The organism is Corynebacterium sp. DNF00584 (assembly GCF_001552965.1).
Taxonomy (GTDB): domain Bacteria; phylum Actinomycetota; class Actinomycetes; order Mycobacteriales; family Mycobacteriaceae; genus Corynebacterium; species Corynebacterium phoceense.
Map to the genome: position 1 here is coordinate 1 of NZ_KQ959759.1, position 22,374 is coordinate 22,374.

Sequence of the window (22,374 nt, forward strand, 5' to 3'; positions counted from 1 at the left end):
ATATCAGGTGTCCACCAAACAGGGGTCAGGTCCCTCAACGCCCGCGCCGGCACGATCCACTCGTTCTCCTTCCACGCACACAACACGCACATGCTCGGCATTCTCACGACACCTCTCTGTGAGAAACTCTTCGAGTATATGAACGCGCCCTCGGATTTTCGCCGTACAAGAAGAAGGCACCGAGCCGTGGTTCCCAGCGGAAGGATTGTGGCACGGCGCAAGCCGAACTCGACCTCACCGTCGTGGGCCCGCCGCCACGGCACTAACCGACGACGGCCCGCGCGTCTCGTTTCGGGGTGACAACGCGGGCTCGATATGCGGAAACTCACCTCGCTCAATCCCTCTTTCTGGGTAAAGAAAAGGTAAAATTGCCGTTCGTGTCACATGCCAATGCCTCCACCGCCACCCGCCGTCCCTCCGGATACGCGCCGCGGTCCGGCATGCCAGTGTGGTCCGGGCCGGCGATTATCGCTGGCGGGCTCCTTCTTGGCCTCATTATTACGGTCGCCATGAGCGGCTTTAGCTGGGCCTTTACAGCATGCTTCGCACTCGGCGTCCTCGCGGCCGTCCTCGTGGTCAACCCACGCGGCTTGCTCATTACGGTCTTGTCTATCCCCGTGATCTTCGCGGTCATGGTGTTGCTCACCGGCTGGCTGACTGCGTATAGAAGCAGCGATACTGCCTCGTTGTTCTCGCGTACCACGCTGTTTACTGGCGCCTATCCTTTCGTTGAACGTTTTCCCGCGCTGCTCATCCTTGTCCTAGCCGGGGCTCTTATCGCCGTCGTGCGCCTGTGGCTCGCTGGTCGCAACGCCTCGTCAACCCGCGAGTCTGAGGCTGCTACCCGCCGCGCCACCGCGGAGGCCGAGCGCCGCAATCGTGTCGCAAGCACCCGCGCCCGCCAGCGCTCCGGCACGCTCACGGTGGCGGAGCTCAAAGCCCGCAATCAATCGGAGACCGCCTCCACCCGTCGCGTTCGCACCGGCGAGCGGGACCGCGACGCGCGCCGCCGCGAACAGGCCGCGGAGCGCGCCGCCCGAGAACGCATCGAGCAGGGACTCCCGGCGCGCGATGCTCTCGAGCGCGAGCAGGCTGAGCGCGTCGCCCGTGCGCGTGCCCGCCGCGAGGCCCGCGAACGCGAGCTCGCTGAGGCTCAGGCCGCAGCCGAGGCTCAGGCTGCGAAGACGTCTACGTCGAAAGAGGACGCTCCGGTGCGCCCCGATCCGAATCGCCGTGCAGGCGACGGCACCGCCACGTTCCCTGCGCAATCGGCCCCGGCTACCGATGCCCCCTCAGATTCACCCGCAGCCTCCAAGCGTCCCGCGCGCCGCGCCAGCCGCCTCGACGAGGACCTCTACGGCGAGGACTAAACGCCACCGCGCAGACAGAACAATCCCCGGGCGCGACGCCCAATTCATGCAAGCGTCGTACCGGGGGACTTCTGTAAGAACGTCTTAGTGCTTGCCCTCAGCAAACTCTTCGACGATCTTCGCGTTGAAGGCGGGCAGGTCGTCCGGCGTACGAGAGGACACAAGGCCCTCATCAACGTGGACTTCCTCGTCGACCCAGGTCGCACCCGCGTTGCGCAGGTCCGTCTTGAGCGACGGGAACGACGTCAGCGTACGGCCCTTGAGCACGTCCGCGTCGGTAAGAATCCAGCCGCCGTGGCAGATAACGCCCAGCGGGCGGCCTGCCTCGACGTGCTTCTTCACGATCTCCACGGCTGCCTCATCGAGACGCAGCGCATCCGCATTGCCGGTGCCGCCGGGCAGCACGATGCCATCAAACGCTCGCCACGGGCCTCAGCCGTCGTGGCGTCTACGTCGATGGAGGTACCCCTTTTTGCCGCTAATCTGGCCCTTCTCCGGGGCAAGAATCTTCACGGTCGCTCCCGCCTCGCGCACGGCGTCCGCCGGCGAGGTGAGCTCGGAATCCTCAAAATCGTTCGTCGCGATAAAGGCAATTGTCTTTGTGGACAGATCCGTCATTGTCTAACTCCTTCATGACTATCGAATGCTTACGAGGATCCACCGTAACCGCCCTCTGCGAGCTCTGCAGAGCTCCTGCGTACAGCGCCGCATACACAAAAATCCCCGGTCCGCACGGACCGGGGACGCAACGCGAAAGACTTACTTCACGCGTGCTGGCCGCAAGTCACGCGGCAAGGCAAAAGTAATGGTCTCGGTGCTCGTGGTCACCTGCTCGACGTCGCTGTAGCCGCGCTCGTCGAGGAATTCGAGGACCTCGCGCACGAGCAGCTCCGGCACGGAGGCGCCACAGGTAACGCCCACGGTGGTCACGCCGTCGAGCCACTCCTCCTGGATCTCCTTGGCGAAGTCCACGAGGTGGGCATCCTTGGAGCCAGCTTCGAGCGCGACCTCAACGAGGCGCACGGAGTTCGAAGAGTTCTTGGAGCCCACCACGATCATAAGGTCGCACTTCGGCGCGATGGCCTTGACGGAACCTTGGCGGTTCTGCGTGGCGTAGCAAATATCGTCTGACGGCGGGTTCTCCAGGTGTGGGAAGCGCTCGCGCAGGGCGTTGACGATGACCATGGTCTCGTCGACAGACAGCGTGGTCTGGGACAGCCAAATAAGCTTTTCGTCCTGTAGCCAGTCCGGCAGAGCCGCGACACCGTCGAGGCCGTCGACGAGGTGAGTAACCTCCGGCGCCTCACCTGCGGTGCCCTCGACCTCTTCGTGCCCCTCGTGGCCGACGAGGAGGATGTGGTAACCGTCGCGGTGGAAGCGCTGGGCTTCCTTGTGCACCTTCGTCACAAGCGGGCATGTGGCATCGAGCGTGATCTGGTTGCGGTTCTTCGCCTCGGCGCGCACGGTGGGCGCAATGCCATGGGCGGAGAAAACAAGGTGGGCGCCCTCGGGGGCCTCGGAAGCCTCGTCGACGAAGATGACGCCGCGCTCGGCCAAAGACTCGACGACGTAACGGTTGTGAACAATCTGCTTGCGCACGTAAATGGGGGCGCCGTACTTCTCCAGCGCCTTTTCTACCGTCTCGACTGCGCGATCCACGCCAGCGCAGTAGCCGCGCGGCGCCGCCAGGAGAACATTCTTGCCAGCTTCACTCATAAAGCCCAGAGTACCGACGATCGGACAAAAACAATAGACTGGGTGAACACGCCTGTAATTTCTTCGTACATTAAGGTAGGTCACTCTATGGCGCATGCCGCGTCTTCGCCCGAGTCTCCATGGTCCGTCGCCATGGTCAACCACTCCGTCAAGGGGTGGATTGATAAGCTCGGCTACCTGTGGATCGAGGGCCAGCTTGCCCAGGTCAATTACAAGCCTCAGTGGGCCTTCGCGTTCCTCGTGCTCCGCGACGTCAACCAAGACAAGTCCATTGCCTTGCGCGTGCCCTCCCGCCAGTTCGGCGCCATGCAGCCGCGCCCCAAAGAGGGCGACCGCGTCATCATCCACGGCAAGCCCAACTTCTACGAGGGCCGCGGCGAGTTTTCCATCATGGTCGACGACATACGGCAGGTCGGCTTGGGCGACCTCCTGGCGCGCATCGAGATGCTCCGCCAGCAGCTCGCCAGTGAGGGACTCTTCGATCCCGGCCGCAAAAAACCACTGCCCTATCTGCCGCACAAGGTCGGTCTGATTACCTCGCGCGGCTCCCATGCGGAGCGCGACGTCCTCGCCGTGGCCCAGGGCCGCTGGCCGCACGTCCAGTTCCGCGTGGAAAACGCCGCGGTCCAGGGCACCGAGGCGGTCAGCTCCGTCATCCGCGCGCTGCAGATCCTCGACGCGGACCCGCAAGTCGACGTGATCATCATCGCCCGCGGCGGCGGCGCCGTCGAAGACCTGCTCCCCTTCTCTGAAGAGGCCCTCCAGCGCGCCGTCGTCGCGGCGCAGACGCCCGTAGTCTCCGCCATCGGCCACGAGCCGGACTCCCCCATCCTCGACAACGTTGCGGACGTGCGCGCAGCGACGCCTACCGATGCCGCCAAACGCGTCGTCCCTGACGCCGCCGAGGAGCACGCGCTCATCGCCGAAGCCCGCGCCCGCATGTCCGGCGCCCTGCGCGGCTGGGTTGAGCGCGAGCGCCGCAACCTCGCCGCCATCCGCTCGCGGCCCGTGCTCGCCGATCCCATGAAGCCCATCAACGAGCGCCGCGACGAACTCGACCGCAACCTCGCCCTCATTCGCCGCGACATCCAGTACGTGCTCAGCACTGAGCAGAAGCAGGTCGCGGCCCTGCGCGCGCAGGTCTCCGCGCTCGGTCCCTCCGCCACGCTCGCCCGCGGCTACGCCGTAGTCCAGGTCGTTCCGCGCGACGGCTCGGGTCCCGAGGTGGTCACGTCCTACCAGCAGTCCCCGCCCGGCAGTCAGCTGCGCATCCGCGTCGGCGACGGCTCGATTACCGCCGCCGCGATGGCCGCTCAGCCGGCAGACTAAACTCCCCCACGAACGCATATTTAAGGAGCACCATGTCCGAGAACACCTTTGGCACCGGCCAGCCGGGCCAGGACGCCTTCCCGCCCGTCGAGCAGCTCAGCTACGAAGAGGCCCGCAACGAGCTCATCGAGACCGTCAAAATCCTCGAGCTCGGCCAGATGGGCCTCGACGAATCGCTCAAGTTCTGGGAGCGCGGCGAGGCGCTCGCCAAGGCCTGCGAGGCCCACCTCGACGGCGCCTCCCAGCGCGTGGAGGCCGCGCTCCACCGCGCCGACCAGGGCGATCAGACCGCAGAGGCGGCAGAGTAATGCAGATTTACGGCTACCCCGGCGACCGCGTCGATTTTGTGTCTAAATCCGGCTCGGCCGGCTCGATCCTCTTTGGTGACCCGCGCTCCCTCGTCGAGGAATTCTTCGGTACCCCGCACACGGACTCCGGCGACGAGGTCACGTACTTCAAGGGCTCCATCGCCGTGGCTTTCGCCGACGGCAAGGTCGAGTCGATTACTGTCACCCCGGGTACCACGCGCGAAAAGGTCGACGTCTACCTCGGCCGCGACAAGCTCAACGGTCTCACCGAGCTTGCCGATGCCCCCGGTGTCTCCGCGGTCTTCTCCCCCGAGCTCACCGCGGTCACGTTCCGCTAGCAGGCTTCGCCCGCTAGAGCGGTCCGCTGGCGCGTTCCGCTAGCGCGGAACGCGGATTAATTGGGGAGGGGTTGCGCCGCGACGAACGCGCGCACCAGCGCCTCATAGTCGTCATCGCTCGCCGATCCGGTGAGAATGACACGCTCGTCGCCCAAGTCAAAGCCCCACAGCGGGCGGACGTCCGCGTCCTCAGACGCGAAGACCTGCACGTCGGTGCCATCGACGGTGCGGGAGCTGCGGTCGGCGCGGTATGCGCCATCGTAATTTTTAAGGGCATCGTCAAGCGGCACGGCTGTCTGCGCGGCCTGGATGAAACCCTCCTCGGCGGTGACCCAGCCAACGATGGCGGCGGTCTCGCCCGCGACGCTCGAGCGGCGCGCGGAGTTGGGGGTCCAGCCTTCGGGCACCTGCGGCAGACGCAGGGCCGTTTCCGTCGTGCGCGACTCTAAGTCAAGGAAAGACTGCGCGTCCACGGGGTTTTCGCGCGCGTAATTTGTCTCTTCCGGGTTGACGGTGCACAGGCCCGTCGCGCCCACGACGACCAACATCATGATGACGACGACGCCGAGCGACAGGACCATGTCCTTGCCGCCTTCAAAGATTTTGGGTTTATCTTCAGCTGCCACGGCTACCTAGTATGGCATGCCGTCGGGGCATTGCCTAAAGCGTTCTCGCGCGGGCGAGCAGTCCTCATGAGCCGCGGCGACGCGCGCGGCAACGGCTTCGCCCACCGTCTCGCCCCGCGGCTTCTCGTGCTCAACAACGACGGCGCCCAGAGCGACGCTCACAGCGAGGACAGGGGCTAGGACTTTCGCAATCATCATGGTCCCTACTGTGCCGCGCCGAGCTAGCAGCAGGCTCGCGGGAGGCCCCGCGCCAGCGACCAATCCCCTGTGCGCTTCCTGTGGGCCTGTTGAACAGGCACTATCGCGGAACGGGTGTACACGTTCCCACATTCGGGGGCCCGATTCGGACGTAGATCTGGAAGAAAAGTGCAACAATATAAGGAGGTCCGTTTACTTCCGCATTTTTATTTCCAAGGAGCATCCTTTTCATGTCGGATAACACTTCGTACATGCCCGACCGCAACCTCGCTATGGAGCTGGTGCGCGTCACCGAGGCCGCCGCGCTGGCGTCGGGCCGCTGGGTCGGCCGCGGCATGAAGAACGAGGGCGACGGCGCCGCCGTGGACGCCATGCGCAAGCTCATCAACACCGTCGCCATGAACGGCATCGTCGTCATCGGTGAAGGCGAAAAGGACGAGGCTCCCATGCTCTTCAACGGCGAGGAAGTCGGTACCGGCGAGGGCATCGCCATGGACATCGCGGTCGACCCGGTCGACGGCACCCGCCTCATGGCCGAGGGCCGCCCTAACGCGATTTCCGTCATCGCTGCCGCCGAGCGCGGCACGATGTTCGACCCGTCCGCCGTGTTCTACATGAAGAAGATCGCCGTGGGCCCGGACGCCGTGGGCGTTATCGACATCAACGCCTCCGTCAAGGAGAACGTGGAGGCCGTCGCCAAGGCCAAGGGCATCCGCCCGTCCGAGGTCACCGTCGTGGTCCTCGACCGCCCGCGCCACAAGGAACTCATCCAGGAAATCCGCGACGCCGGCGCCAAGGTGCGCCTCATCATGGACGGCGACGTCGCCGGTGCCATCGCGACCTGCCAGGACACCAACTCCATCGACATGATGATGGGCACCGGCGGCACCCCGGAGGGCATCATCACCGCCTGCGCCATGAAGTGCATGGGCGGCGAAATCCAGGGCAAGCTCGCCCCGAAGGACGAGGCTGAGGCGGAGAAGGCACGCAAGGCCGGCCACGATCTCGACCGCGTCCTCGGCACCAACGACCTGGTCTCCTCCGATAACTGCTACTTCGCAGCCACCGGCGTCACCAACGGCGACATGCTCCGCGGTGTGTCCTACCGTGCCAACGGCGCCACCACGCGCTCCCTGGTCATGCGCTCGAAGTCCGGCACCATCCGTTACATCGACTCCCAGCACAAGCTGGCCAAGCTGCAGGAATACTCGGTGGTCGATTACTCCGACCCGAAGACCAAGTAGTTTTCCCTCGCCGCGCTTGCGGCCCCACGTGGGCACCGGCGGCGCGGCTTTTCCTCATTAGTAAGGCTCGTCACACACCGCTGTGCCCCGCACCGTGATGTGTTTGTGCATACTGGTTGCTAGCAAGTGTGACTTGTCCGCGGGCGCTGAAGAGCCTGCACTCCGAATCACGTTGAAGACAAAAAGGTGGAACATTCATGACTGAGTACCGCATCGAACACGACACCATGGGCGAAGTAAAGGTCCCGGTTGACGCGCTGTGGCGCGCCCAGACCCAGCGCGCAGTGGATAACTTCCCCATCTCCGGCCGCGGCCTCGAGGCTGCCCAGATCCGCGCCCTCGGCCTGCTCAAGGCTGCGTGCGCACAGGTCAACAAGGACACCGGCAAGCTCGACGCCGAGAAGGCCGACGCGATTATCGCCGCCGCCAAGGAAATTGGTGAGAACAAGCACGACGATGCTTTCCCCATCGACGTCTTCCAGACCGGTTCCGGCACCTCGTCCAACATGAACACCAACGAGGTCATCGCGTCTATCGCTCACAACAACGGCGTCGAGATTCACCCGAACGACCACGTCAACATGGGCCAGTCCTCCAACGACACGTTCCCGACCGCCACCCACGTCGCAGCGACTGAGGCCGCCGTCAACGACCTCATCCCGGGCCTCAAGGTCCTCCACGAGTCGCTGCTCGCCAAGGCCAAGGAATTCGCTGACGTCGTGAAGTCCGGCCGCACGCACATGATGGACGCCACCCCGGTCACCCTCGGCCAGGAATTCGGCGGCTACGCTCGCCAGATCGAGCTCGGCATCGAGCGCGTCGAGGCCGTCCTCCCCCGCCTGGGCGAGCTCGCCATCGGCGGCACCGCCACCGGTACTGGCCTCAACACCGCCGCTGACTTCGGTGCCAAGGTCACCGAGGAGCTGAAGAAACTCACCGGCATCGAGCAGCTCAAGGAGGCCGAGAACCACTTCGAAGCTCAAGCTGCCCGCGACGGACTCGTCGAGTTCTCCGGCGCCATGCGCACCGTGGCCGTCTCCCTCAACAAGATCGCCAACGACATCCGCCTCATGGGTTCCGGCCCGCTCACCGGCCTCGCCGAGATCCACCTCAAGGATCTGCAGCCAGGTTCCTCCATCATGCCGGGCAAGGTCAACCCGGTCCTGGTCGAGTCCGCTACCCAGGTCGCCGCTCAGGTCATCGGCAACGACGCTGCCGTCGCCTTCGGTGGCGCCTCCGGCCAGTTCGAGCTCAACGTCTACATCCCGATGATGGCGCGCAACGTCCTCGAGTCTGCCCGCCTGCTCGCCAACATCTCCCGCGTCTTCGCTGAGAAGTGCGTCGACGGCATCACCGCCAACGAACCGCGCATGAAGAAGTTTGCCGAGTCCTCCACGTCGATTGTCACGCCGCTCAACGGCAACATCGGCTATGAGAACGCTGCCAAGGCTGCCAAGCATGCCCTCCACGAGCACATCACCGTGCGCGAGGCCGTCATCGACCTCGGCTTCGTCGACGGCGAGAACCTCACTGAGGAGCAGCTCGACGAGAAGCTGAACGTTCTCACCATGACCAACCGCGACCGCGACAACTTCTAAGCCGCCTTCGCCCCACGCCCCAGCAGGTTTCTTTCCTGCTGGGGCTTTTGCCATGCCAGCTTCGCCGGCCCCCGACGGCGGCGGCGGAGTACTTTTTCGCCGCCAAGCGCCTTCCCCGCGCGGATTCTCAGCGCTTCGTCGGCCCAAAAATCATCCCAGCACCGTCTGCCCTATGAGCCAGGTCTCTCTCAAACCCGTCAGTTCGCGAAAATCACCCACTGTGCACTTGGTGCAAGTTTGCACCGCGTGTAAAGTTGCACTCTGTGCAAGAAGAACTAACGTTACGCGAACAAAAACGGCTCGCCACCCGCGATGCCATTGAGGACGCCGCCACCAAGCTGGTGGACGAGCGCGGCTTCAACGACGTCACGGTGGAAGAGATTTGCGAAGCAGCGGGGATTTCTCGGCGCACATTTTTCAATTATTTCGATTCCAAGGACTCCGCCGTGCTCGGCGGGCCCAGCAAGGAATTCACGGAAGACGTTCGACAGCGTTTCCTCACCGAGCCCACGGACAACGTCCTCACCCTCGCGCTCCACGTCGTCGACGCACACATGGTCGGCCATCATCACGGAACCGTCGTCGCGGAGCGCCGTCAGCGCATCGCAACGCAACCCGAGGCCGCCATGGCGTCCATGATGCGCAAGCGTGAGAAGGCCCACGAAATCAAGCAGCTCATCGAGCAACGTCTCACCGCCGAGCCGGAGCTCCAGCGCCTGCCGGACTCCTCCCCGGCGACGGAAGCCATGATCATCGCGTTTTTCCTTCGCGAGGCCCTGTGGCTCGCTCTTGCCGGACCGGATATCGATTGCACTGAGCCCCTCGCAGACCGCCTCCACGGCGCGCTGCATCTCTTTACTGAATACGCGAAAGGAATCCAATGGTAGCTACTACCGAACCGGTTGCCCCGGCTGAAGGCGAGGCCCGGGCTAATAACCTCGGCCTGATTTTCTCTGCCCTGGTCCTCACCATGTTGATGAGCTCCCTGGGCCAGATGATCTTCTCCACCGCGCTGCCCACCATCGTGGGCGAGCTCGGCGGCGTCGACCACATGAGCTGGGTCATCTCGGCCTTCCTCGTCACCATGACCATCGCCATGCCGATCTCCGGCAAGCTGGGCGACATGATGGGCCGCAAGTGGCTCTACATCGGCGGCATCGCCGTGTTCGTCATCGGCTCCGCGATGGGCGGCTTCGCCCATGCCATGGGCCTGCTCATCGCCGGCCGCGCCGTGCAGGGCTTCGGCGCCGGCTTCATGATGATCTCCTCCCAGTCGATTATCGCCGAGGTCACCTCCTCCCGTGAGCGCGGCAAGTTCATGGGCATCATGGGCGGCGTCTTCGGCCTGTCCTCCGTCCTCGGCCCGGTCCTCGGTGGCTGGTTCACGGACGGCCCGGGCTGGCGCTGGGGCCTGTGGATGAACATCCCGCTGGGTATCCTCGCCATGATCGTCTGTACTCTCGTCCTCCACCTGCGCGTGGGCGATACCTCCATGAAACGCTTCGACTGGCTCGGCGCCACCTTCATCGCGCTTACCACCGCCTCGCTCATCCTCATGACCACGTGGGGCGGCACCGAATACGAGTGGTCGGATCCGATCATCCTCGGCCTGGCCGCCGTGGTTATCGTGGGTGCCATCATCACCGTTCTCGTCGAGACGAAGGCCAAGGAACCGCTTATCCCGGTGCACCTGTTCAAGAACCGCAACATGGTGCTCACCACCCTTGCCGGCACCGTGCTGGGTCTGGCAATGTTCGGCGTCCTCGGCTACATGCCGACCTACCTCCAGATGGTCCACACGCTCACCCCGACCAAGGCTGGTCTCATGATGATCCCGATGATGGTCGGCCTCATCGTGACCTCCACCGTCGTCGGCTTCATCATCGCCCGCACCGGCCACTACAAGGTCTATCCCATCATCGGCCTCGTGATTACCGCGGGTGCCCTGTACTGGATGTCCCGCCTCTCCGTCGAGACGACCCTTGTCACGCTCGGCTTCGAGTTCCTCGTCTTCGGCATCGGCCTCGGCTTCGTCCAGCAGGTCCTCGTCCTCATCGTGCAGAACTCTTTCCCCATCGCACTGGTCGGCACCGCTACCGCGGCAAACAACTTCTTCCGCCAGATCGGCTCCGCCGTGGGTGCGTCCCTCGTGGGTTCGCTGTTCATTCACAACATGAAGAACGAGCTTGCCGCCAACATGCCGGCCGCCATCAAGGAGATGGGCCCCGCCGGCGCCGAGTACGCCAAGCAATTCGCTGAGCAGGGCTCTGGCTCCTCGCACCTCACCCCGGGTCTCGTGGCGCAGATGCCGGAGACCATCCAGCACGTCATCCTCTCCGCCTACAACGATGGCCTCACCCCGGTTATCCTGCTTATGGTTCCGATGGCCATCCTGGCGCTCGTCCTCGTCCTCCCCCTGCGCGAGGAGCACCTCAAGGAAACCATCTCTTAAATCTCTGCGCTATCCTTTCGCACGAAGGCCGCCTGCAGCACTGCTGCAGGCGGCCTTTTGCTTGCTTTCCGATGCCCCCTTAAGAGGCCGGCTTCTCCCCCGGCTTGGGCAGGAGCAGCTCATAGACTGCTGTGTCACGCCACTGGCCCGCGAGCTCGCCGTAGGTCATCTTCGCCAAGTGGGAGTACGTGCCCACCTTTTGGAAACCGCGCGAAATGTGCAGGCCTGCGGAGCCTTCGTTCTCCGGGAAGATCCACGCGTGGATGGCCCACTTGTGGAGCTGCTGACAGACCTCGATGAGCTTGTCGAGCAGCGCGCCAGCGATGCCGCGGCCGCGGGCGTCCGGGTGAATGTAGATGGAGTCTTCGACCACGCCGTGGAAGACGCTGCGCGAGGAGATAGGAGCGGCAGAGACCCAACCGAGGATCTTCGAGTCATCATCCGCTTCCACCGCAACGAACACGCTCGCCGCGATCTTGGAACGCTGGAACTGTTCCAGCGTGAGAGCCTTGGTCTCGTACGTCGCGTGACCCGTCTCGAGTCCATGCTCGTAGATGGCCCGCATCTGCGGATAGTCCTCGATACGGAACGGGCGCAGCACGAAATCCTTGCTACGTGTGGTGTCGTTTTCTGTCATGGCAATCCATTATTCCGCAGACCCCCGCGCCATGCACAGTTACGTTCACCCTCGGATTTAGGAGGATGCCCTAAACAGCGTGTGGTACTGGGGCGTATTGATGGCGTTGAAGAAGATATCGGCGATGGCCACGAAGCCAAGCGCCACCGCGAATCCAATCGCGACGTCGAAGGGCACGTTCTGCGAGGACGCGTCCTTGCCCTTGGAGGATTGCGGTACTTCGATCCCGGCGTTGCTCGAGGTATTCGGCTGTGCGGCGTTCGCAACGGGGGTGGCGAGCAGTGCGGCGGCGACAGGTACGGCGATGAGCTTCTTCAAGCGCATGTGCAAGAACTCCCTTGGGTCAACGAGCGCACGGCCTGGCAGCAGTACGCGGCTAGGATTTCCATCCTAGCCGCTCCACCGCCCACGCGAGAAGTCGAAACCGTTGCTTAGCGGCCGTCCTCGAGCAGGTCGGTCACGAGCTCGGCGATGGCCGAGCGCTCCGAGCGCTGCAGGGTGACGTGGGCAAAAAGCTCATGGCCCTTGAGCTTTTCGATGACTGCCTGGACGCCGTCGTGGCGGCCCACGCGCAGGTTATCGCGCTGCGCGACGTCGTGCGTGAGCACGACGCGGGAACCGCGGCCAAGGCGGGAGAGCACGGTGAGCAGCACGTTACGCTCCAGCGATTGGGCCTCGTCGACGATGACGAAGCTGTCGTGGAGGCTGCGACCACGAATGTGCGTGAGCGGCAGGACCTCGAGGAGCTCACGGTCCTGGACTTCCTCGATGACGTTGTCGGAGACCAAACCCTCGAGAGTGTCGTAAACGGCCTGGCTCCACGGGTTCATCTTCTCGCTTTCGGTGCCCGGCAGGTAGCCGAGCGACTGGCCGCCGACCGCATACATTGGGCGGAAGACGACGATGCGACGATGCTCATTGCGTTCCAGGACCGCTTCGAGGCCGGCGCACAGCGCAAGCGCGGACTTGCCGGTGCCTGCACGACCGCCTAGCGAGACGATACCGACGTTGGGATCCGCAAGAATGTCGAGCGCCACGCGCTGTTCCGCGCTGCGTCCCTGCAGGCCGAAGGCACCGACGTCGCCGCGCACGAGCTGCACCGCACCGTCCGCAGTCACGCGGCCGAGCGCGGATTGCCCCGCCGCGTTGAGCCGCACGCCGCAATGCACGGGCAGGTCCGCCACCGGCGTGCCGTCGTCCGTGTCCACGTCATCGAGAAGAATCGAGCCTTCGGCAAAGAGAGCATCGATATCCTCCGGCGCCACCTGCGCTGTCGCCATACCGGTGTAGCCGGTGAGCACGACGTCCTGGGCGTGGTACTCATCGGCGTCGAGTCCCACGGCGCCCGCTTTGACACGCAGCGGCACGTCCTTAGTCACCAGTGTCGTGTCCTTGCCTTCGTGCGCGAGGTTGAGCGCGCACGCAAGGATCCGATGGTCGCCCTCCGTGCCACGGAACGCTGCCGGCAGCAGGGACTGATCCTGATGATTAAGTTCGACGCGCACGGTGCCGCCGTCAGTATTGACAGGCACCGGCTCGTCGAGGCGTTCGTAGGTCTGGCGCAGGTCTGCGAGCATGCGCAGGGCCTGGCGTGCGAACCATCCCAGCTCGGGGTGGTGGCGCTTGCCTTCCAGCTCGGAAATGACGACGACTGGCAGCACGACGTCGTGCTCGGCGAACTTCCGCAGTGCCCAGGGATCGGACAACAAAACGGAGGTGTCGACGACATAGGTCTTGGTGCGCTGCGTGGTGGCAAAGGCAGACTCGACGCCGCTGGCGTCACTATCTTCGGTGCTCAAGGTGGCTGTTGTAGCGATATCGCTATGGAACATGACTTTATGGGCTTTCCTAGGTTGTGGTCACGCTCGCCGCAGGTGACCCACGGCGTCGCTTCGCGTGGTGCTCGCCGGCCCGATAACCGCGTCACCGAACCGGTTGTCCCCCACCGTAAGCAAGCAAGGTTACAAATTACAGCGTTGTAAGTGAACAGCGCGTGACCTTTCACCCGCCCGTGCGCATCCGCGCACATCTATCTCACGCGCCCCAACCGCCACCGAAGCACACCCCCAAGACGCCACAAGCGCCGACTCATTCGAGTCGGCGCCGGTGTGCATATCAGCGGTCGTCGCGACCGTGCACGGCTACTTCTTCTGAATATCGGCCGCGAACTCGCCACTTTCGCCCTTAACCCACTTCACGGTGGCGTTGGTGAACTCCTGGACCCAGCCTTCGCCGTCAGAGACGGCCTGCTCCGGAGACTCCGGCAGACCCAGGGACTCCAGGCCGCCCTCGGACTCGAAGGTCTCGGCAATCTTGCCGATAACCGGGACGGACTCGCCAGACTCGTTGTTAAAGGCCAACAGCTTATCCTTGGCGAAGGTGGCGACAGAGCCAGCATCAGAGTTGGTGATGTTCTGGATGTCGTCCATGGACATGCCCCACTCGGAAGCCTTGCTCTCCAGCGCGGAGGCGAAGGCGGCCGGGATCTCGAACTCGCCGGCGGCGGTGTTGATGGTGGTCTTCTCCCTATCGGCAGCGCCCTCAGAGCCAGCGCCCTCAGACTCGGAGCCCTCAGCACCGCTCGGCTCGGCGCCCTCGGAGGCGCCAGCGGACTCGGAATCCTTCATAGAATCCTTGGCGTTATCAACCGCGGAGCCAGCCGCGGCAGTAGCCTCGTTAGCGGCAGAGCCTGCGGTATCCTTTGCGGTATTCGCGGCATCCTCAGCGTCCGAGCCACAGGCGACCAGGCCGATAGCGAGGGAAGCAGTAGCGATACCAGCAGCAACGCGACGAGCGATAGTGTTCATGAAGAAATGACCTTTCATTAGGAATCTTTATGTTTGGACCCGTTTCTATAAGCAACGGCGTCTGCCATCGACCCTAATCGCACGTTCAGCAAATCCTCAAGATACTCTCAACCAAATGTGCCCCCGCTGACGGAGTTTTACCGCCGTTTGCCCTGCTGAGAGCCTTTCTTTCGTTTTGATAACGTTTGCTTGGATACCGATTTCTTGCCTTTAACGGCACCTGTCCGGCGCGCTTGCTTCGCCAAAGATTTTGCGCGTGCAGACTTTTTCTTCGTGTCCGTGCGCGACGAGTTCGGCGTACGCCCACGGGCGATTCCAACGAAGTCCTGAATGACTTCGCCGTCGTCCTCCTTGCGCCACACAAGGGCGATGAAGGTGCGGGGCGAGGGGGCGGAGGGGGCATCGGCAAGCGCGAGGGGCACGACCTGACGCTTGGAGAGCACCTTGAGCAGCGGGCGCGGGGCGACGACAATGCCGACGTTGGCCGCGACGATCTGAAGCGCGTCGCGCACAGCCTGCACGTCCACGACGCCAGTGTCCGGAATCCGGTAGTTGACAATCTCATCCGCGACATCCGCGGGGTTGACCGTCTCCCCCATCTCCGCGAGGATATGGTCCTTCGGCACCGCGATGCCTGGGGCCTCGTCATAGAGGCGCACCATGTGGAACGTGTCATCGATGCGGGGATCCCCAGCTTCCGGCACGCGCGCGAGTGCGAGGTCCGCGGAGCCGGCGAGGACGTCCGCGAGGGCGTCATCGGCATCCGCCGTGGCGAGCTCATGCGAGGTGTACTCACGGTAGCGGGTGAACCATTTCCCTGGCTCCGTGCCGGTGGCAAAACTAAGACGCAGCATGTTCCCCAGCTTACGGGGTGCTACGGTGGGAGCCATGACTCAACCAACCAGCCAGCCGTCGGGAACTGCCATGCGCCCGCAGACCGCGGCGAAGAAGCTCGGTATTTACCTTCCGGCCACCCCGGAAGAATTCCAGAACGGCGCCGTCACGCATGCGCAACTGCGCGAGCTCCAGGACAACCCGCCCCAGTGGCTTGTCACGCTACGCCAGGAGGGCCCGCACCCGCGTCCTGTCGTGGCGCAGAAGCTGGGCATTTCCGTCAACGCCATGAAGAAGAACGACATGGACCACCCGCTCACCACGGCCGAGATCAAGGCCCTGCTCGATGAGGCACCTGAGTGGCTCACCGCCGCGCGCAAGCAGCATGCTGAGCAGCGCGCCGGTGCTGCCGATGCCCCCGCTGCCGAGCGGCCTGCTCCCGGCACCGCCGTGGGTCCGTCGGTTGCGCACCGCGCCACAGAAACCGACGAAGACTAGTCCCGTTTCCCATCGCCGTTGCCTGCGGGCGCGGCGATTTTTCGTGTCTCCTTCACGAAGGCACTGTCCCGTTGGCAATAAGCGCAGGTCGCGCCATGACGCGGATTTTTCGCGACCAGCGCTTATTGCTGTTGGGACATGGCTTTCGTGCTTAGAGGCGCTCGGCGTACTGCCACAGGGCTGCGTTGAGAGCGGCGGCGTCGAGCTCGACGGCGGGCGCGGGGGTCGTCTGGCCGTCGTGGACCCACGCGACGACGGGCGTCAAACCGTGGAGGGCGCTCGCGACGAGAGCCGGAGATTTCTTTAATTCGGCGAGCGGGATGGCACGTCGGCGAGGCGCGGGCAGGAGTCCGGCCTCAACGACGGCGGTGACTGTGGTCGAGGCGAGGGTCTGAGATTCGGGAGCCTGGATCCAGTCACGGCCGTCAAAGACGAGGAGCGCGGCGTTGGCGGCCTCGAGCGCGTGACCGTTTGCGCGGAGCAGGGCGTCGTCGGCGCCATGTTCGCGGGCCTGCGCGCGCAACTCGCCGAGCATTGGCAAGTCAGGCCCCTTGACGCGCGGCGCGGTGCGTGGGTCCTCGCTCCCCGGGATCCACAGCGTGGTCGTGCGGCGCAGCGGCGGCGCGGGGCGGACGTCGACGCCAGCGTCGGTGATGCGGGGGAACCACTCGCCGGTGCACGGCACCGCGTCGAGGGACGGATAGCCAGCGCCGAAGCGGGCGCGATGCAGGTCGGGGCGGATGGCGCGGCCGTCGCGGACGAGGAAAGAATCGACGCGCATTAGAGCTCCACTCCCAGGGCGCGCAGCGGCCGCGTCTTCACGAGGGTTTCCTCCCACTCAGCCTGGGGGTCGCTCACGTGGAGCACGGCGCCGCCCATGCCGTAATACGCAGCCGGTGCGCCCGCGGCGCGAGCGTCGAGGCCGGGGATGACGAGGCCGCGGATGGTCATCGAGAAGTCCGCCGCGCCGTTCAGGCCGAGGTAGCCGTAGGCGCCGGAGTACACGCCGCGCCACGTGTCCTCAAGCGCGGCGATGATCTCCATCGTGCGCAGCTTGGGCGCGCCCGTCATGGAGCCGCCGGGGAACGCGACGCGGAGGACATCGACTGCGGTAGCGGCAGGTCGCGTGGCGGCCGCGGCGCGCAGGTGGCCTTCGATGACGCAGAGCAGCTGGTGGACCGTGGCGTAGCTTTCCACGATAAACGGCGCGGGCACGGCAACGCGTTCGCAGACGCGCGAGAGATCGTGGCGGACCATGTCGACGACCATGAGCAGCTCGGAGCGTTCCTTCGCGCCGGCGAGTTCGGACTTGAGTCGGGCGTCTTCGGCAGGATCATCGGAGCGGGGTCGCGTGCCCTTGATGGGCTTCGAGGTCACGCGGCCATTCGCGTCGACGGCGAGGAAAAGCTCGGGGCTCGTGGACAGCAGCGCGTTGCCTGCGAAGTCGATAAAGCCGCCGCGCGGCGTCGGGTTATCCGCGCGCAGGTTGAGATACGCACCGAGCGGCTCGGGGGCCGTCGGGAGTTCAAGGCGGTTGGTGAGGCAGACCTCGTAGGACTCGCCGCGCGCCATGGCCGCCTGGGCGCGGTCGATGAGCGCGAGGTAGTCGGCCTCGTCGTGGACGAGCCGCGCGGTGACCGGATGCCGCATGGCGGCGGGCGCGTCCGCGGTCGCCACGTCCCAGTCAGTGTCGCCACGCAGGCTCACACAATGGGTCACGCCGCGGGCATGGTCGATGACGACGGCGCGGTCAGTGAAGACGAACTCGGCGTCCGGGCCGGGCGCGTGGGGCAGGCGGCCGCGGAGAGCAGGCAGGACCTGCTCTCCCACCTCGTAGCCGAAGTAGCCCACCCAGCCGAGCGCGAAACCGCAGCCGGGTATCGGCGGGCCCACGCGGTCAGGCAGGCGGTGGGCAGCGAGTTCGGCGGAAAGCTCGGCGAAGACGTCGTCGCGGGTGACGTCGAAGGACAGATGCCGGGCGCGCGGGCCGGAGTCGTCGCCGAGGATGCTGAATTCGCCCTCGGTGAGCCAGAAGCGGTTGCCGGTGAGCTGCGCCGCGACGGCCGCCGGGTCGATGGCGTGATCGAGGGTGCGCACGGCGAAAAACTCGGACGCGTAGTGCGCGCGGGCGAGCTCCAGGAAATTCGCGATGAGCGCCTCGCCAGCTTCTGCGCAGACGGACTCGGGGTGGAATTGGACGGCCCAGCGGGGGCGTTCGGTAGCTGCTATGCCCATCACCATGCCGTCTTCGACAGCCGTAGCGTCGGTGAGCGTTGCCGTCACAGTAAAGCGCTCCGGAACCTCAGTGGCCGCGAGCGAGTGGTAGCGCACGACGGGCAGCGGACTAGGCAGACCGCGGAAGAGACCCGTGCCGTCGTGGGCGACGAGGGCTTCCTCGCCGTGGGCAGGGCGCGGAGCTGGTCCGACCGTGCCGCCGGCGAGGTGCACCATGGCTTGCAGGCCCAGGCATACGCCGAGGATCGGGCCATCGAACTCGCGCAGGACATCGGCGGTGATGCCCAGGTCCGCCGGGTTGGCTGGGGTACCGGGACCGGGTGAGATGAGGACGGCATCGGCAGCCGCAAGATCGACCGAAGCCCACGGGGTGTCATTGGGCACCACCGTGGGCTCGGTGTTGGTGACTCGTCGCACGTACTCCACCAGGTTGAAGGTGAAGGAGTCGTGGTTGTCGACGATAAGCAGGCGCATGGCCCGCTATTGTAGACCGCTTAGACCAGCTTCCAGTCCTCGAGGCCCTCGTAGAGCGGGAAGTCCTTGGCGACCTTCTCCACGCGGGCGCGCAGAGCAGCGACGTCGGCCTTCTGGCCGGCGGCCAGGGCGGTACCGATGATGTCCGCGACCTCGGTGAAGGCGGCGGAATCCAAGCCGCGGGTAGCCAGGGCCGGGGTGCCGATGCGCAGGCCAGAGGTGACCATCGGCGGACGCGGGTCGTTCGGGACGGCGTTGCGGTTGACGGTGATGCCGACCTCGTGGAGGAGGTCCTCGGCCTGCTGGCCGTCGAGCTCCGAGTTGCGCAGATCCGCAAGCACGAGGTGGACGTCGGTTCCGCCCGTGAGGACGTCGACGCCAGCGGCCTTGGTGTCCTCGGCGGTGAGGCGCTCGGCGAGAAGCTTCGCTCCCTCGAGGGTGCGGGCTTGGCGGTCCTTAAAGTCCTCAGACGCAGCGATCTTCAGCGCGATGGCCTTGGCAGCGATGACGTGCATGAGCGGGCCGCCCTGCTGGCCCGGGAAAACGTTGGAGTTGATCTTCTTGCCAAGCTCTTCCTTGGCAAGAATCATGCCGGAGCGCGGGCCGCCCAGGGTCTTGTGAACGGTGGTGGACACGACGTCAGCGTAGGGAACCGGGGACGGGTGCAGGCCAGCGGCAACGAGGCCGGCAAAGTGGGCCATGTCGACCCACAGCTTGGCGCCGACCTCGTCCGCGATCTCACGGAACGCGGCGAAGTCGAGGGTGCGCGGGTAGGCGGACCAGCCGGCGATGATGACCTTGGGCTTCTCAGCCAGGGCCTGTTCGCGGACCTTGTCCATGTCGATGCGCATGGTCTCAGCGTCGACCTCGTACGCGGCGACATCGTAAAGCTTGCCGGAGAAGTTGAGCTTCATGCCGTGGGTGAGGTGACCGCCGTGGGCCAGGGACAGGCCCATGATCTTGTCACCCGGCTCGGCCAAGGCGGAGAGCACTGCTGCGTTGGCCTGCGCACCGGAGTGCGGCTGGACGTTGGCGAACTCGGCGCCGAAGAGCTCCTTGGCGCGGGCAATGGCCAGGTCCTCGATGATGTCGACGTTCTCGCAGCCACCGTAGTAGCGGCGGCCCGGGTAGCCCTCCGCGTACTTGTTGGTGAGCACGGAGCCTTGTGCCTGCAGCACGGCGCGCGGCACGAAGTTCTCCGAGGCAATCATTTCAAGGGTGTCGCGCTGACGGGAGATTTCGCCGCCGATGGCCTGGAAGACCTCCGGGTCGAGCTCGCGCATCTCCTGGTAACGCACATCATTATTAGCAGTCATTAACGTCCCTTACGTATCGTGTCTGAAAGTCCTGCAGGGCGGCGCGGGGGCTTGACCCGGGCACGCTGCCTATCATCATAGAGCAGCTCACAGCCGGGAAACACCCGAACCTCGCGGAAATCGTTTGAGCCCAACCCGGGGTCATTCGCCGCTCCACGCCGGACAGGTGCGACAATGGACGCCATGGCGCGCTTTACCGATCCCAGCCCGTACCTCGACTTCGACCGCGAAGCGTGGCGGGCACTGCGCAACTCCATGCCGCAAGTGCTCACGGCCACCGAGGTCGAGGAGCTCTCCGGCATCGGCGAAAACATTGACCTTCACGAAGTCGCAGACATCTACCTGCCGCTCTCCCGCCTTATCCACATGCAGGTCTCCGCCCGCCAGAAGCTCACGACGGCCACGGACCACTTCCTGGGCAACCCACCTAATCACGTCCCGTTCGTCATCGCCGTCGCCGGCTCCGTGGCTGTGGGCAAGTCCACCACGGCGCGTCTACTGCAGGTACTGCTGCAGCGTTGGGAGTCCCACCCCAAAGTCGACCTCGTCACCACGGATGGATTCCTCTACCCCACTGCCACGCTGAAGGAACGCGGGCTCATGAGCCGCAAGGGCTTCCCCGAGTCCTATGACCGCCGCGCGCTCATGCGTTTTGTCACCGAGGTAAAGTCCGGCCGCCCGAAGGTCGAAGCCCCCGTCTACTCCCACATCAATTACGACATCGTGCCGGGTGAGAAGCAGATCATCGCGCAGCCCGACATCCTCATCCTGGAGGGCCTCAACGTCCTTCAGACTGGCCCCACGCTCATGGTCTCTGACCTCGTGGATTTCTCCGTCTACGTCGACGCCCGCACCTCGATTGTCGAGAAGTGGTACATCGAGCGCTTCCTCAAGCTGCGCCAGACCGCCTTCCGCCAGCCCGGCGCGCACTTCTCCCACTATGCCGACTTGGATGACACACGCGCGTATACGCAGGCGCGTGAAATCTGGCAGTCCATCAACCTGCCCAACTTGGTGGAGAATATTTTGCCCACGCGCGTGCGCGCCTCACTGGTGCTGCGCAAGGGCGAGAATCACCACGTCGAGCGCGTACGCATGCGCAAACTTTAAGCGCCGTGCGCGCGAGCCCACTCCACGATGGGCGCCAGCTCTGCAAAGTCCACGCGATCGACGTCTTGGTCGTAGGCGTCGCTCATCGCATGCTCATTGTCCGACTTGCGCGGCTTGAGCTTGAGCGCGGAGATAACGCCCATCATCACCGTGCGGTGCGCGGCGGACAGCTCCGAGTAGTTCATGCGCCCAGGCAGGTAAAAACACGCAACGTCTGGGACCATGCCGGCGAGCTGGTCCTTCTCGCGCGCGGCTTCGAGCAGCGTCATGCCCACGGCCACCGCGGCGACGGGACGCGTGCCAAAGTCGTGGTCCTTGATAAAGGACGCGGCCGGGATGCTAGGTCCGTGGACGTAAGAAGCCACGATCACGGGTCCGTCGGACGGGGCAAGCGAGGCGTCGGCGAAGTCCACCACGGAGGCATCGAGAAGCCGCCCCAGCTCCATCGCATACTCGCGGGTCGCGCCGTAGACGCTGGTGTAAAAGACCGTCGTCACTTGCCAAACCGCCGGGAACGATGGGAATAGTCGCGCAGCGCGCGCAGGAAGTCGATCTTGCGGAACGCCGGCCAGTACGTATCCGTGAACCAGATTTCTGAATACGCGGACTGCCACAGGAGGAAGCCGGACAGGCGTTGTTCGCCAGAGGTACGGATCACGAGGTCCGGGTCCGGCAGCCCCTTCGTGTACAGGTGCGACGTGATGGACTCCGCAGTAATGCGCGAGGCCATCTCCGTCACGGAGGTGCCAGCGGCAGCCTCGGCGCGGATGAGGTTCTGGACGGCGTCCACGATCTCCTGGCGTCCGCCGTAGCCCACGGCGACGTTGACGATGATGCCCTGGTTGTCCTTCGTCGGCCCCGCCGCCGCCTGCATACGCGAGGACACCACCTCGGGCAGCAGATCGAGGTGGCCGACGAGGCGGACCTGGCAGTCTAGCTCCATGCTGGAGAGGTGTTCGATGACATCGGAAATAATGTCGAAGAGCAGGTCTACTTCCTCCGCAGAGCGCTTGAGGTTCTCCGTGGAGAGCAGATAAATGGTGACGACCTCGACCTCGGTGTCGGCGCACCAGCCGATCATCTCGCCGATCTTCGCAGCACCCACGCGGTGGCCGTGGCTCACATCGTCGAAGCCAGCCTCGCGCGCCCAGCGACGGTTGCCGTCCGCCATAATCGCCACGTGCTTGGGCTGCGGAACGCCCTTGAGATCACGCAGAAGCCGGGCCTCGTACAACGGGTAGAGGACCTTCGGCAGCGCGGGCAGTCGTGGCTCAAATTTCACGG

Annotated in this window: 22 protein-coding genes and 2 pseudogenes; 10 read left to right on the forward strand and 14 right to left on the reverse strand. The window is 64.8% G+C overall.

From position 1 onward, the window contains the following. Positions 1-377 precede the first annotated feature (377 nt). Positions 378-1,370 carry a DUF6542 domain-containing protein gene (locus HMPREF0307_RS08200; RefSeq protein ID WP_141629167.1) on the forward strand — a complete coding sequence of 331 codons (993 nt, stop codon included), beginning with the start codon at positions 378-380 and terminating at the stop codon, positions 1,368-1,370. A gap of 84 nt (positions 1,371-1,454) precedes the next feature. Here HMPREF0307_RS08200 and HMPREF0307_RS08205 read toward each other — a convergent pair. After that, positions 1,455-1,988: pseudogene (locus HMPREF0307_RS08205) on the reverse strand (type 1 glutamine amidotransferase domain-containing protein). Positions 1,989-2,129: 141 nt separating this feature from the next. Beyond that, a complete protein-coding gene (locus tag HMPREF0307_RS08210) occupies positions 2,130-3,086 on the reverse strand; it encodes a 4-hydroxy-3-methylbut-2-enyl diphosphate reductase (protein ID WP_066491269.1) in 957 nt (318 codons plus the stop codon). Between the two features lie 87 nt (positions 3,087-3,173). Between HMPREF0307_RS08210 and xseA the strand changes: the two genes are divergently transcribed. Genes xseA through HMPREF0307_RS08225 form a run of 3 tightly spaced genes read left to right on the forward strand, consistent with a single transcriptional unit; the run spans position 3,174 to position 5,061 of the window. Continuing rightward, positions 3,174-4,415 carry an exodeoxyribonuclease VII large subunit gene (gene xseA, locus HMPREF0307_RS08215; RefSeq protein ID WP_066491277.1) on the forward strand — a complete coding sequence of 414 codons (1,242 nt, stop codon included), beginning with the start codon at positions 3,174-3,176 and terminating at the stop codon, positions 4,413-4,415. Between the two features lie 32 nt (positions 4,416-4,447). Beyond that, a complete protein-coding gene (locus tag HMPREF0307_RS08220; protein ID WP_066491279.1) occupies positions 4,448-4,723 on the forward strand; it encodes an exodeoxyribonuclease VII small subunit in 276 nt (91 codons plus the stop codon). Then, entirely contained in the window at positions 4,723-5,061 is a 339-nt protein-coding gene (locus tag HMPREF0307_RS08225) for a hypothetical protein (RefSeq protein ID WP_066491281.1), read from the forward strand. Before HMPREF0307_RS08220 ends, HMPREF0307_RS08225 begins: the two co-directional genes overlap by 1 nt. Positions 5,062-5,117: 56 nt before the next feature. On the opposite strand, the gene HMPREF0307_RS08230 is transcribed toward HMPREF0307_RS08225, so the two are convergent. Next, complete coding sequence (locus tag HMPREF0307_RS08230) at positions 5,118-5,687, reverse strand: DUF4245 domain-containing protein (RefSeq protein WP_066491283.1); 570 nt, start codon at positions 5,685-5,687, stop codon at positions 5,118-5,120. Positions 5,688-5,693: 6 nt separating this feature from the next. Continuing rightward, positions 5,694-5,885, reverse strand: a complete 192-nt coding sequence (locus tag HMPREF0307_RS08235; RefSeq protein WP_066491285.1) for a hypothetical protein — start codon at positions 5,883-5,885, stop codon at positions 5,694-5,696. 230 nt (positions 5,886-6,115) lie between these two features. On the opposite strand from HMPREF0307_RS08235, the gene glpX reads away from it, so the two are divergent. The 4 genes from glpX to HMPREF0307_RS08255 all read left to right on the forward strand — a co-directional run bounded on the left by glpX (position 6,116) and on the right by HMPREF0307_RS08255 (position 11,179). Next, positions 6,116-7,129: a class II fructose-bisphosphatase gene (glpX, locus tag HMPREF0307_RS08240; protein ID WP_066491288.1), complete on the forward strand. Its 1,014-nt coding sequence runs from the start codon at positions 6,116-6,118 to the stop codon at positions 7,127-7,129. A 197-nt stretch (positions 7,130-7,326) separates the two neighbouring features. Next, positions 7,327-8,727: a class II fumarate hydratase gene (locus HMPREF0307_RS08245; protein ID WP_066491291.1), complete on the forward strand. Its 1,401-nt coding sequence runs from the start codon at positions 7,327-7,329 to the stop codon at positions 8,725-8,727. A 263-nt stretch (positions 8,728-8,990) separates the two neighbouring features. Continuing rightward, the gene (locus HMPREF0307_RS08250; RefSeq protein ID WP_066491293.1) at positions 8,991-9,614 is read left to right on the forward strand and encodes a TetR family transcriptional regulator; all 624 of its coding nucleotides are present in this window, start codon (positions 8,991-8,993) and stop codon (positions 9,612-9,614) included. Next, positions 9,608-11,179: an MDR family MFS transporter gene (locus HMPREF0307_RS08255; protein WP_066491294.1), complete on the forward strand. Its 1,572-nt coding sequence runs from the start codon at positions 9,608-9,610 to the stop codon at positions 11,177-11,179. The genes HMPREF0307_RS08250 and HMPREF0307_RS08255 overlap by 7 nt, the downstream gene beginning before the upstream one ends. Before the next feature lie 79 nt (positions 11,180-11,258). Here the strand turns inward: HMPREF0307_RS08255 and HMPREF0307_RS08260 are convergent, their stop codons facing one another. The 5 genes from HMPREF0307_RS08260 to HMPREF0307_RS08280 all read right to left on the reverse strand — a co-directional run bounded on the left by HMPREF0307_RS08260 (position 11,259) and on the right by HMPREF0307_RS08280 (position 15,477). Then, the gene (locus tag HMPREF0307_RS08260) at positions 11,259-11,816 is read right to left on the reverse strand and encodes a GNAT family N-acetyltransferase (RefSeq protein WP_066491297.1); all 558 of its coding nucleotides are present in this window, start codon (positions 11,814-11,816) and stop codon (positions 11,259-11,261) included. 57 nt (positions 11,817-11,873) lie between these two features. Further along, positions 11,874-12,140, reverse strand: a complete 267-nt coding sequence (locus tag HMPREF0307_RS08265; protein WP_066491300.1) for a hypothetical protein — start codon at positions 12,138-12,140, stop codon at positions 11,874-11,876. A gap of 107 nt (positions 12,141-12,247) precedes the next feature. Beyond that, positions 12,248-13,615 carry a PhoH family protein gene (locus HMPREF0307_RS08270; protein ID WP_066491407.1) on the reverse strand — a complete coding sequence of 456 codons (1,368 nt, stop codon included), beginning with the start codon at positions 13,613-13,615 and terminating at the stop codon, positions 12,248-12,250. A gap of 342 nt (positions 13,616-13,957) precedes the next feature. Continuing rightward, positions 13,958-14,623 carry a hypothetical protein gene (locus HMPREF0307_RS08275; RefSeq protein WP_066491410.1) on the reverse strand — a complete coding sequence of 222 codons (666 nt, stop codon included), beginning with the start codon at positions 14,621-14,623 and terminating at the stop codon, positions 13,958-13,960. 137 nt (positions 14,624-14,760) lie between these two features. Then, positions 14,761-15,477 (reverse strand): LysR family transcriptional regulator substrate-binding protein, encoded by a 717-nt coding sequence (locus HMPREF0307_RS08280; RefSeq protein WP_066491305.1) that lies wholly within the window; start codon positions 15,475-15,477, stop codon positions 14,761-14,763. A 34-nt stretch (positions 15,478-15,511) separates the two neighbouring features. Here HMPREF0307_RS08280 and HMPREF0307_RS08285 point away from each other — a divergent pair. Next, a pseudogene (locus tag HMPREF0307_RS08285) lies at positions 15,512-15,865 on the forward strand (DUF5997 family protein); the annotation flags it as partial. A 241-nt stretch (positions 15,866-16,106) separates the two neighbouring features. On the opposite strand, the gene HMPREF0307_RS08290 reads toward HMPREF0307_RS08285, so the two are convergent. From HMPREF0307_RS08290 to glyA, 3 genes are read right to left on the reverse strand one after another with little or no spacing between them, the layout of a single operon-like run. Continuing rightward, positions 16,107-16,736: an aminotransferase class IV gene (locus HMPREF0307_RS08290; RefSeq protein ID WP_066491312.1), complete on the reverse strand. Its 630-nt coding sequence runs from the start codon at positions 16,734-16,736 to the stop codon at positions 16,107-16,109. After that, positions 16,736-18,664 (reverse strand): chorismate-binding protein, encoded by a 1,929-nt coding sequence (locus tag HMPREF0307_RS08295; RefSeq protein WP_066491314.1) that lies wholly within the window; start codon positions 18,662-18,664, stop codon positions 16,736-16,738. Before HMPREF0307_RS08295 ends, HMPREF0307_RS08290 begins: the two co-directional genes overlap by 1 nt. 20 nt (positions 18,665-18,684) lie before the next feature. After that, positions 18,685-19,980, reverse strand: coding sequence for a serine hydroxymethyltransferase (gene glyA / locus HMPREF0307_RS08300; RefSeq protein WP_066491318.1), 1,296 nt, complete (start codon positions 19,978-19,980; stop codon positions 18,685-18,687). Positions 19,981-20,163: 183 nt separating this feature from the next. Between glyA and coaA the strand changes: the two genes are divergently transcribed. Further along, complete coding sequence (coaA, locus tag HMPREF0307_RS08305) at positions 20,164-21,090, forward strand: type I pantothenate kinase (RefSeq protein WP_066491416.1); 927 nt, start codon at positions 20,164-20,166, stop codon at positions 21,088-21,090. Here the strand turns inward: coaA and HMPREF0307_RS08310 are convergent. Both HMPREF0307_RS08310 and HMPREF0307_RS08315 read right to left on the reverse strand, forming a co-directional pair. Continuing rightward, on the reverse strand, positions 21,087-21,587 hold the full coding sequence (locus tag HMPREF0307_RS08310) for a flavodoxin domain-containing protein (RefSeq protein WP_066491320.1): 501 nt from the start codon (positions 21,585-21,587) through the stop codon (positions 21,087-21,089). The genes coaA and HMPREF0307_RS08310 overlap by 4 nt on opposite strands. Beyond that, the gene (locus tag HMPREF0307_RS08315) at positions 21,584-22,372 is read right to left on the reverse strand and encodes an isoprenyl transferase (protein WP_181734624.1); all 789 of its coding nucleotides are present in this window, start codon (positions 22,370-22,372) and stop codon (positions 21,584-21,586) included. Before HMPREF0307_RS08315 ends, HMPREF0307_RS08310 begins: the two co-directional genes overlap by 4 nt. Positions 22,373-22,374 lie beyond the last annotated feature (2 nt).

Coding starts and splice junctions, on each gene's coding strand:
- glyA (WP_066491318.1), bottom strand. CDS start 19,980: ATGACTGCTAATAATGATGTGCGTTACCAGGAGATGCGCGAGCTCGAC.
- HMPREF0307_RS08235 (WP_066491285.1), bottom strand. CDS start 5,885: ATGATGATTGCGAAAGTCCTAGCCCCTGTCCTCGCTGTGAGCGTCGCT.
- HMPREF0307_RS08275 (WP_066491410.1), bottom strand. CDS start 14,623: ATGAACACTATCGCTCGTCGCGTTGCTGCTGGTATCGCTACTGCTTCC.
- coaA (WP_066491416.1), top strand. CDS start 20,164: ATGGCGCGCTTTACCGATCCCAGCCCGTACCTCGACTTCGACCGCGAA.
- xseA (WP_066491277.1), top strand. CDS start 3,174: ATGGCGCATGCCGCGTCTTCGCCCGAGTCTCCATGGTCCGTCGCCATG.
- HMPREF0307_RS08255 (WP_066491294.1), top strand. CDS start 9,608: ATGGTAGCTACTACCGAACCGGTTGCCCCGGCTGAAGGCGAGGCCCGG.
- HMPREF0307_RS08265 (WP_066491300.1), bottom strand. CDS start 12,140: ATGCGCTTGAAGAAGCTCATCGCCGTACCTGTCGCCGCCGCACTGCTC.
- HMPREF0307_RS08225 (WP_066491281.1), top strand. CDS start 4,723: ATGCAGATTTACGGCTACCCCGGCGACCGCGTCGATTTTGTGTCTAAA.
- glpX (WP_066491288.1), top strand. CDS start 6,116: ATGTCGGATAACACTTCGTACATGCCCGACCGCAACCTCGCTATGGAG.
- HMPREF0307_RS08290 (WP_066491312.1), bottom strand. CDS start 16,736: ATGCGCGTCGATTCTTTCCTCGTCCGCGACGGCCGCGCCATCCGCCCC.
- HMPREF0307_RS08220 (WP_066491279.1), top strand. CDS start 4,448: ATGTCCGAGAACACCTTTGGCACCGGCCAGCCGGGCCAGGACGCCTTC.
- HMPREF0307_RS08295 (WP_066491314.1), bottom strand. CDS start 18,664: ATGCGCCTGCTTATCGTCGACAACCACGACTCCTTCACCTTCAACCTG.
- HMPREF0307_RS08210 (WP_066491269.1), bottom strand. CDS start 3,086: ATGAGTGAAGCTGGCAAGAATGTTCTCCTGGCGGCGCCGCGCGGCTAC.
- HMPREF0307_RS08260 (WP_066491297.1), bottom strand. CDS start 11,816: ATGACAGAAAACGACACCACACGTAGCAAGGATTTCGTGCTGCGCCCG.
- HMPREF0307_RS08245 (WP_066491291.1), top strand. CDS start 7,327: ATGACTGAGTACCGCATCGAACACGACACCATGGGCGAAGTAAAGGTC.
- HMPREF0307_RS08280 (WP_066491305.1), bottom strand. CDS start 15,477: ATGCTGCGTCTTAGTTTTGCCACCGGCACGGAGCCAGGGAAATGGTTC.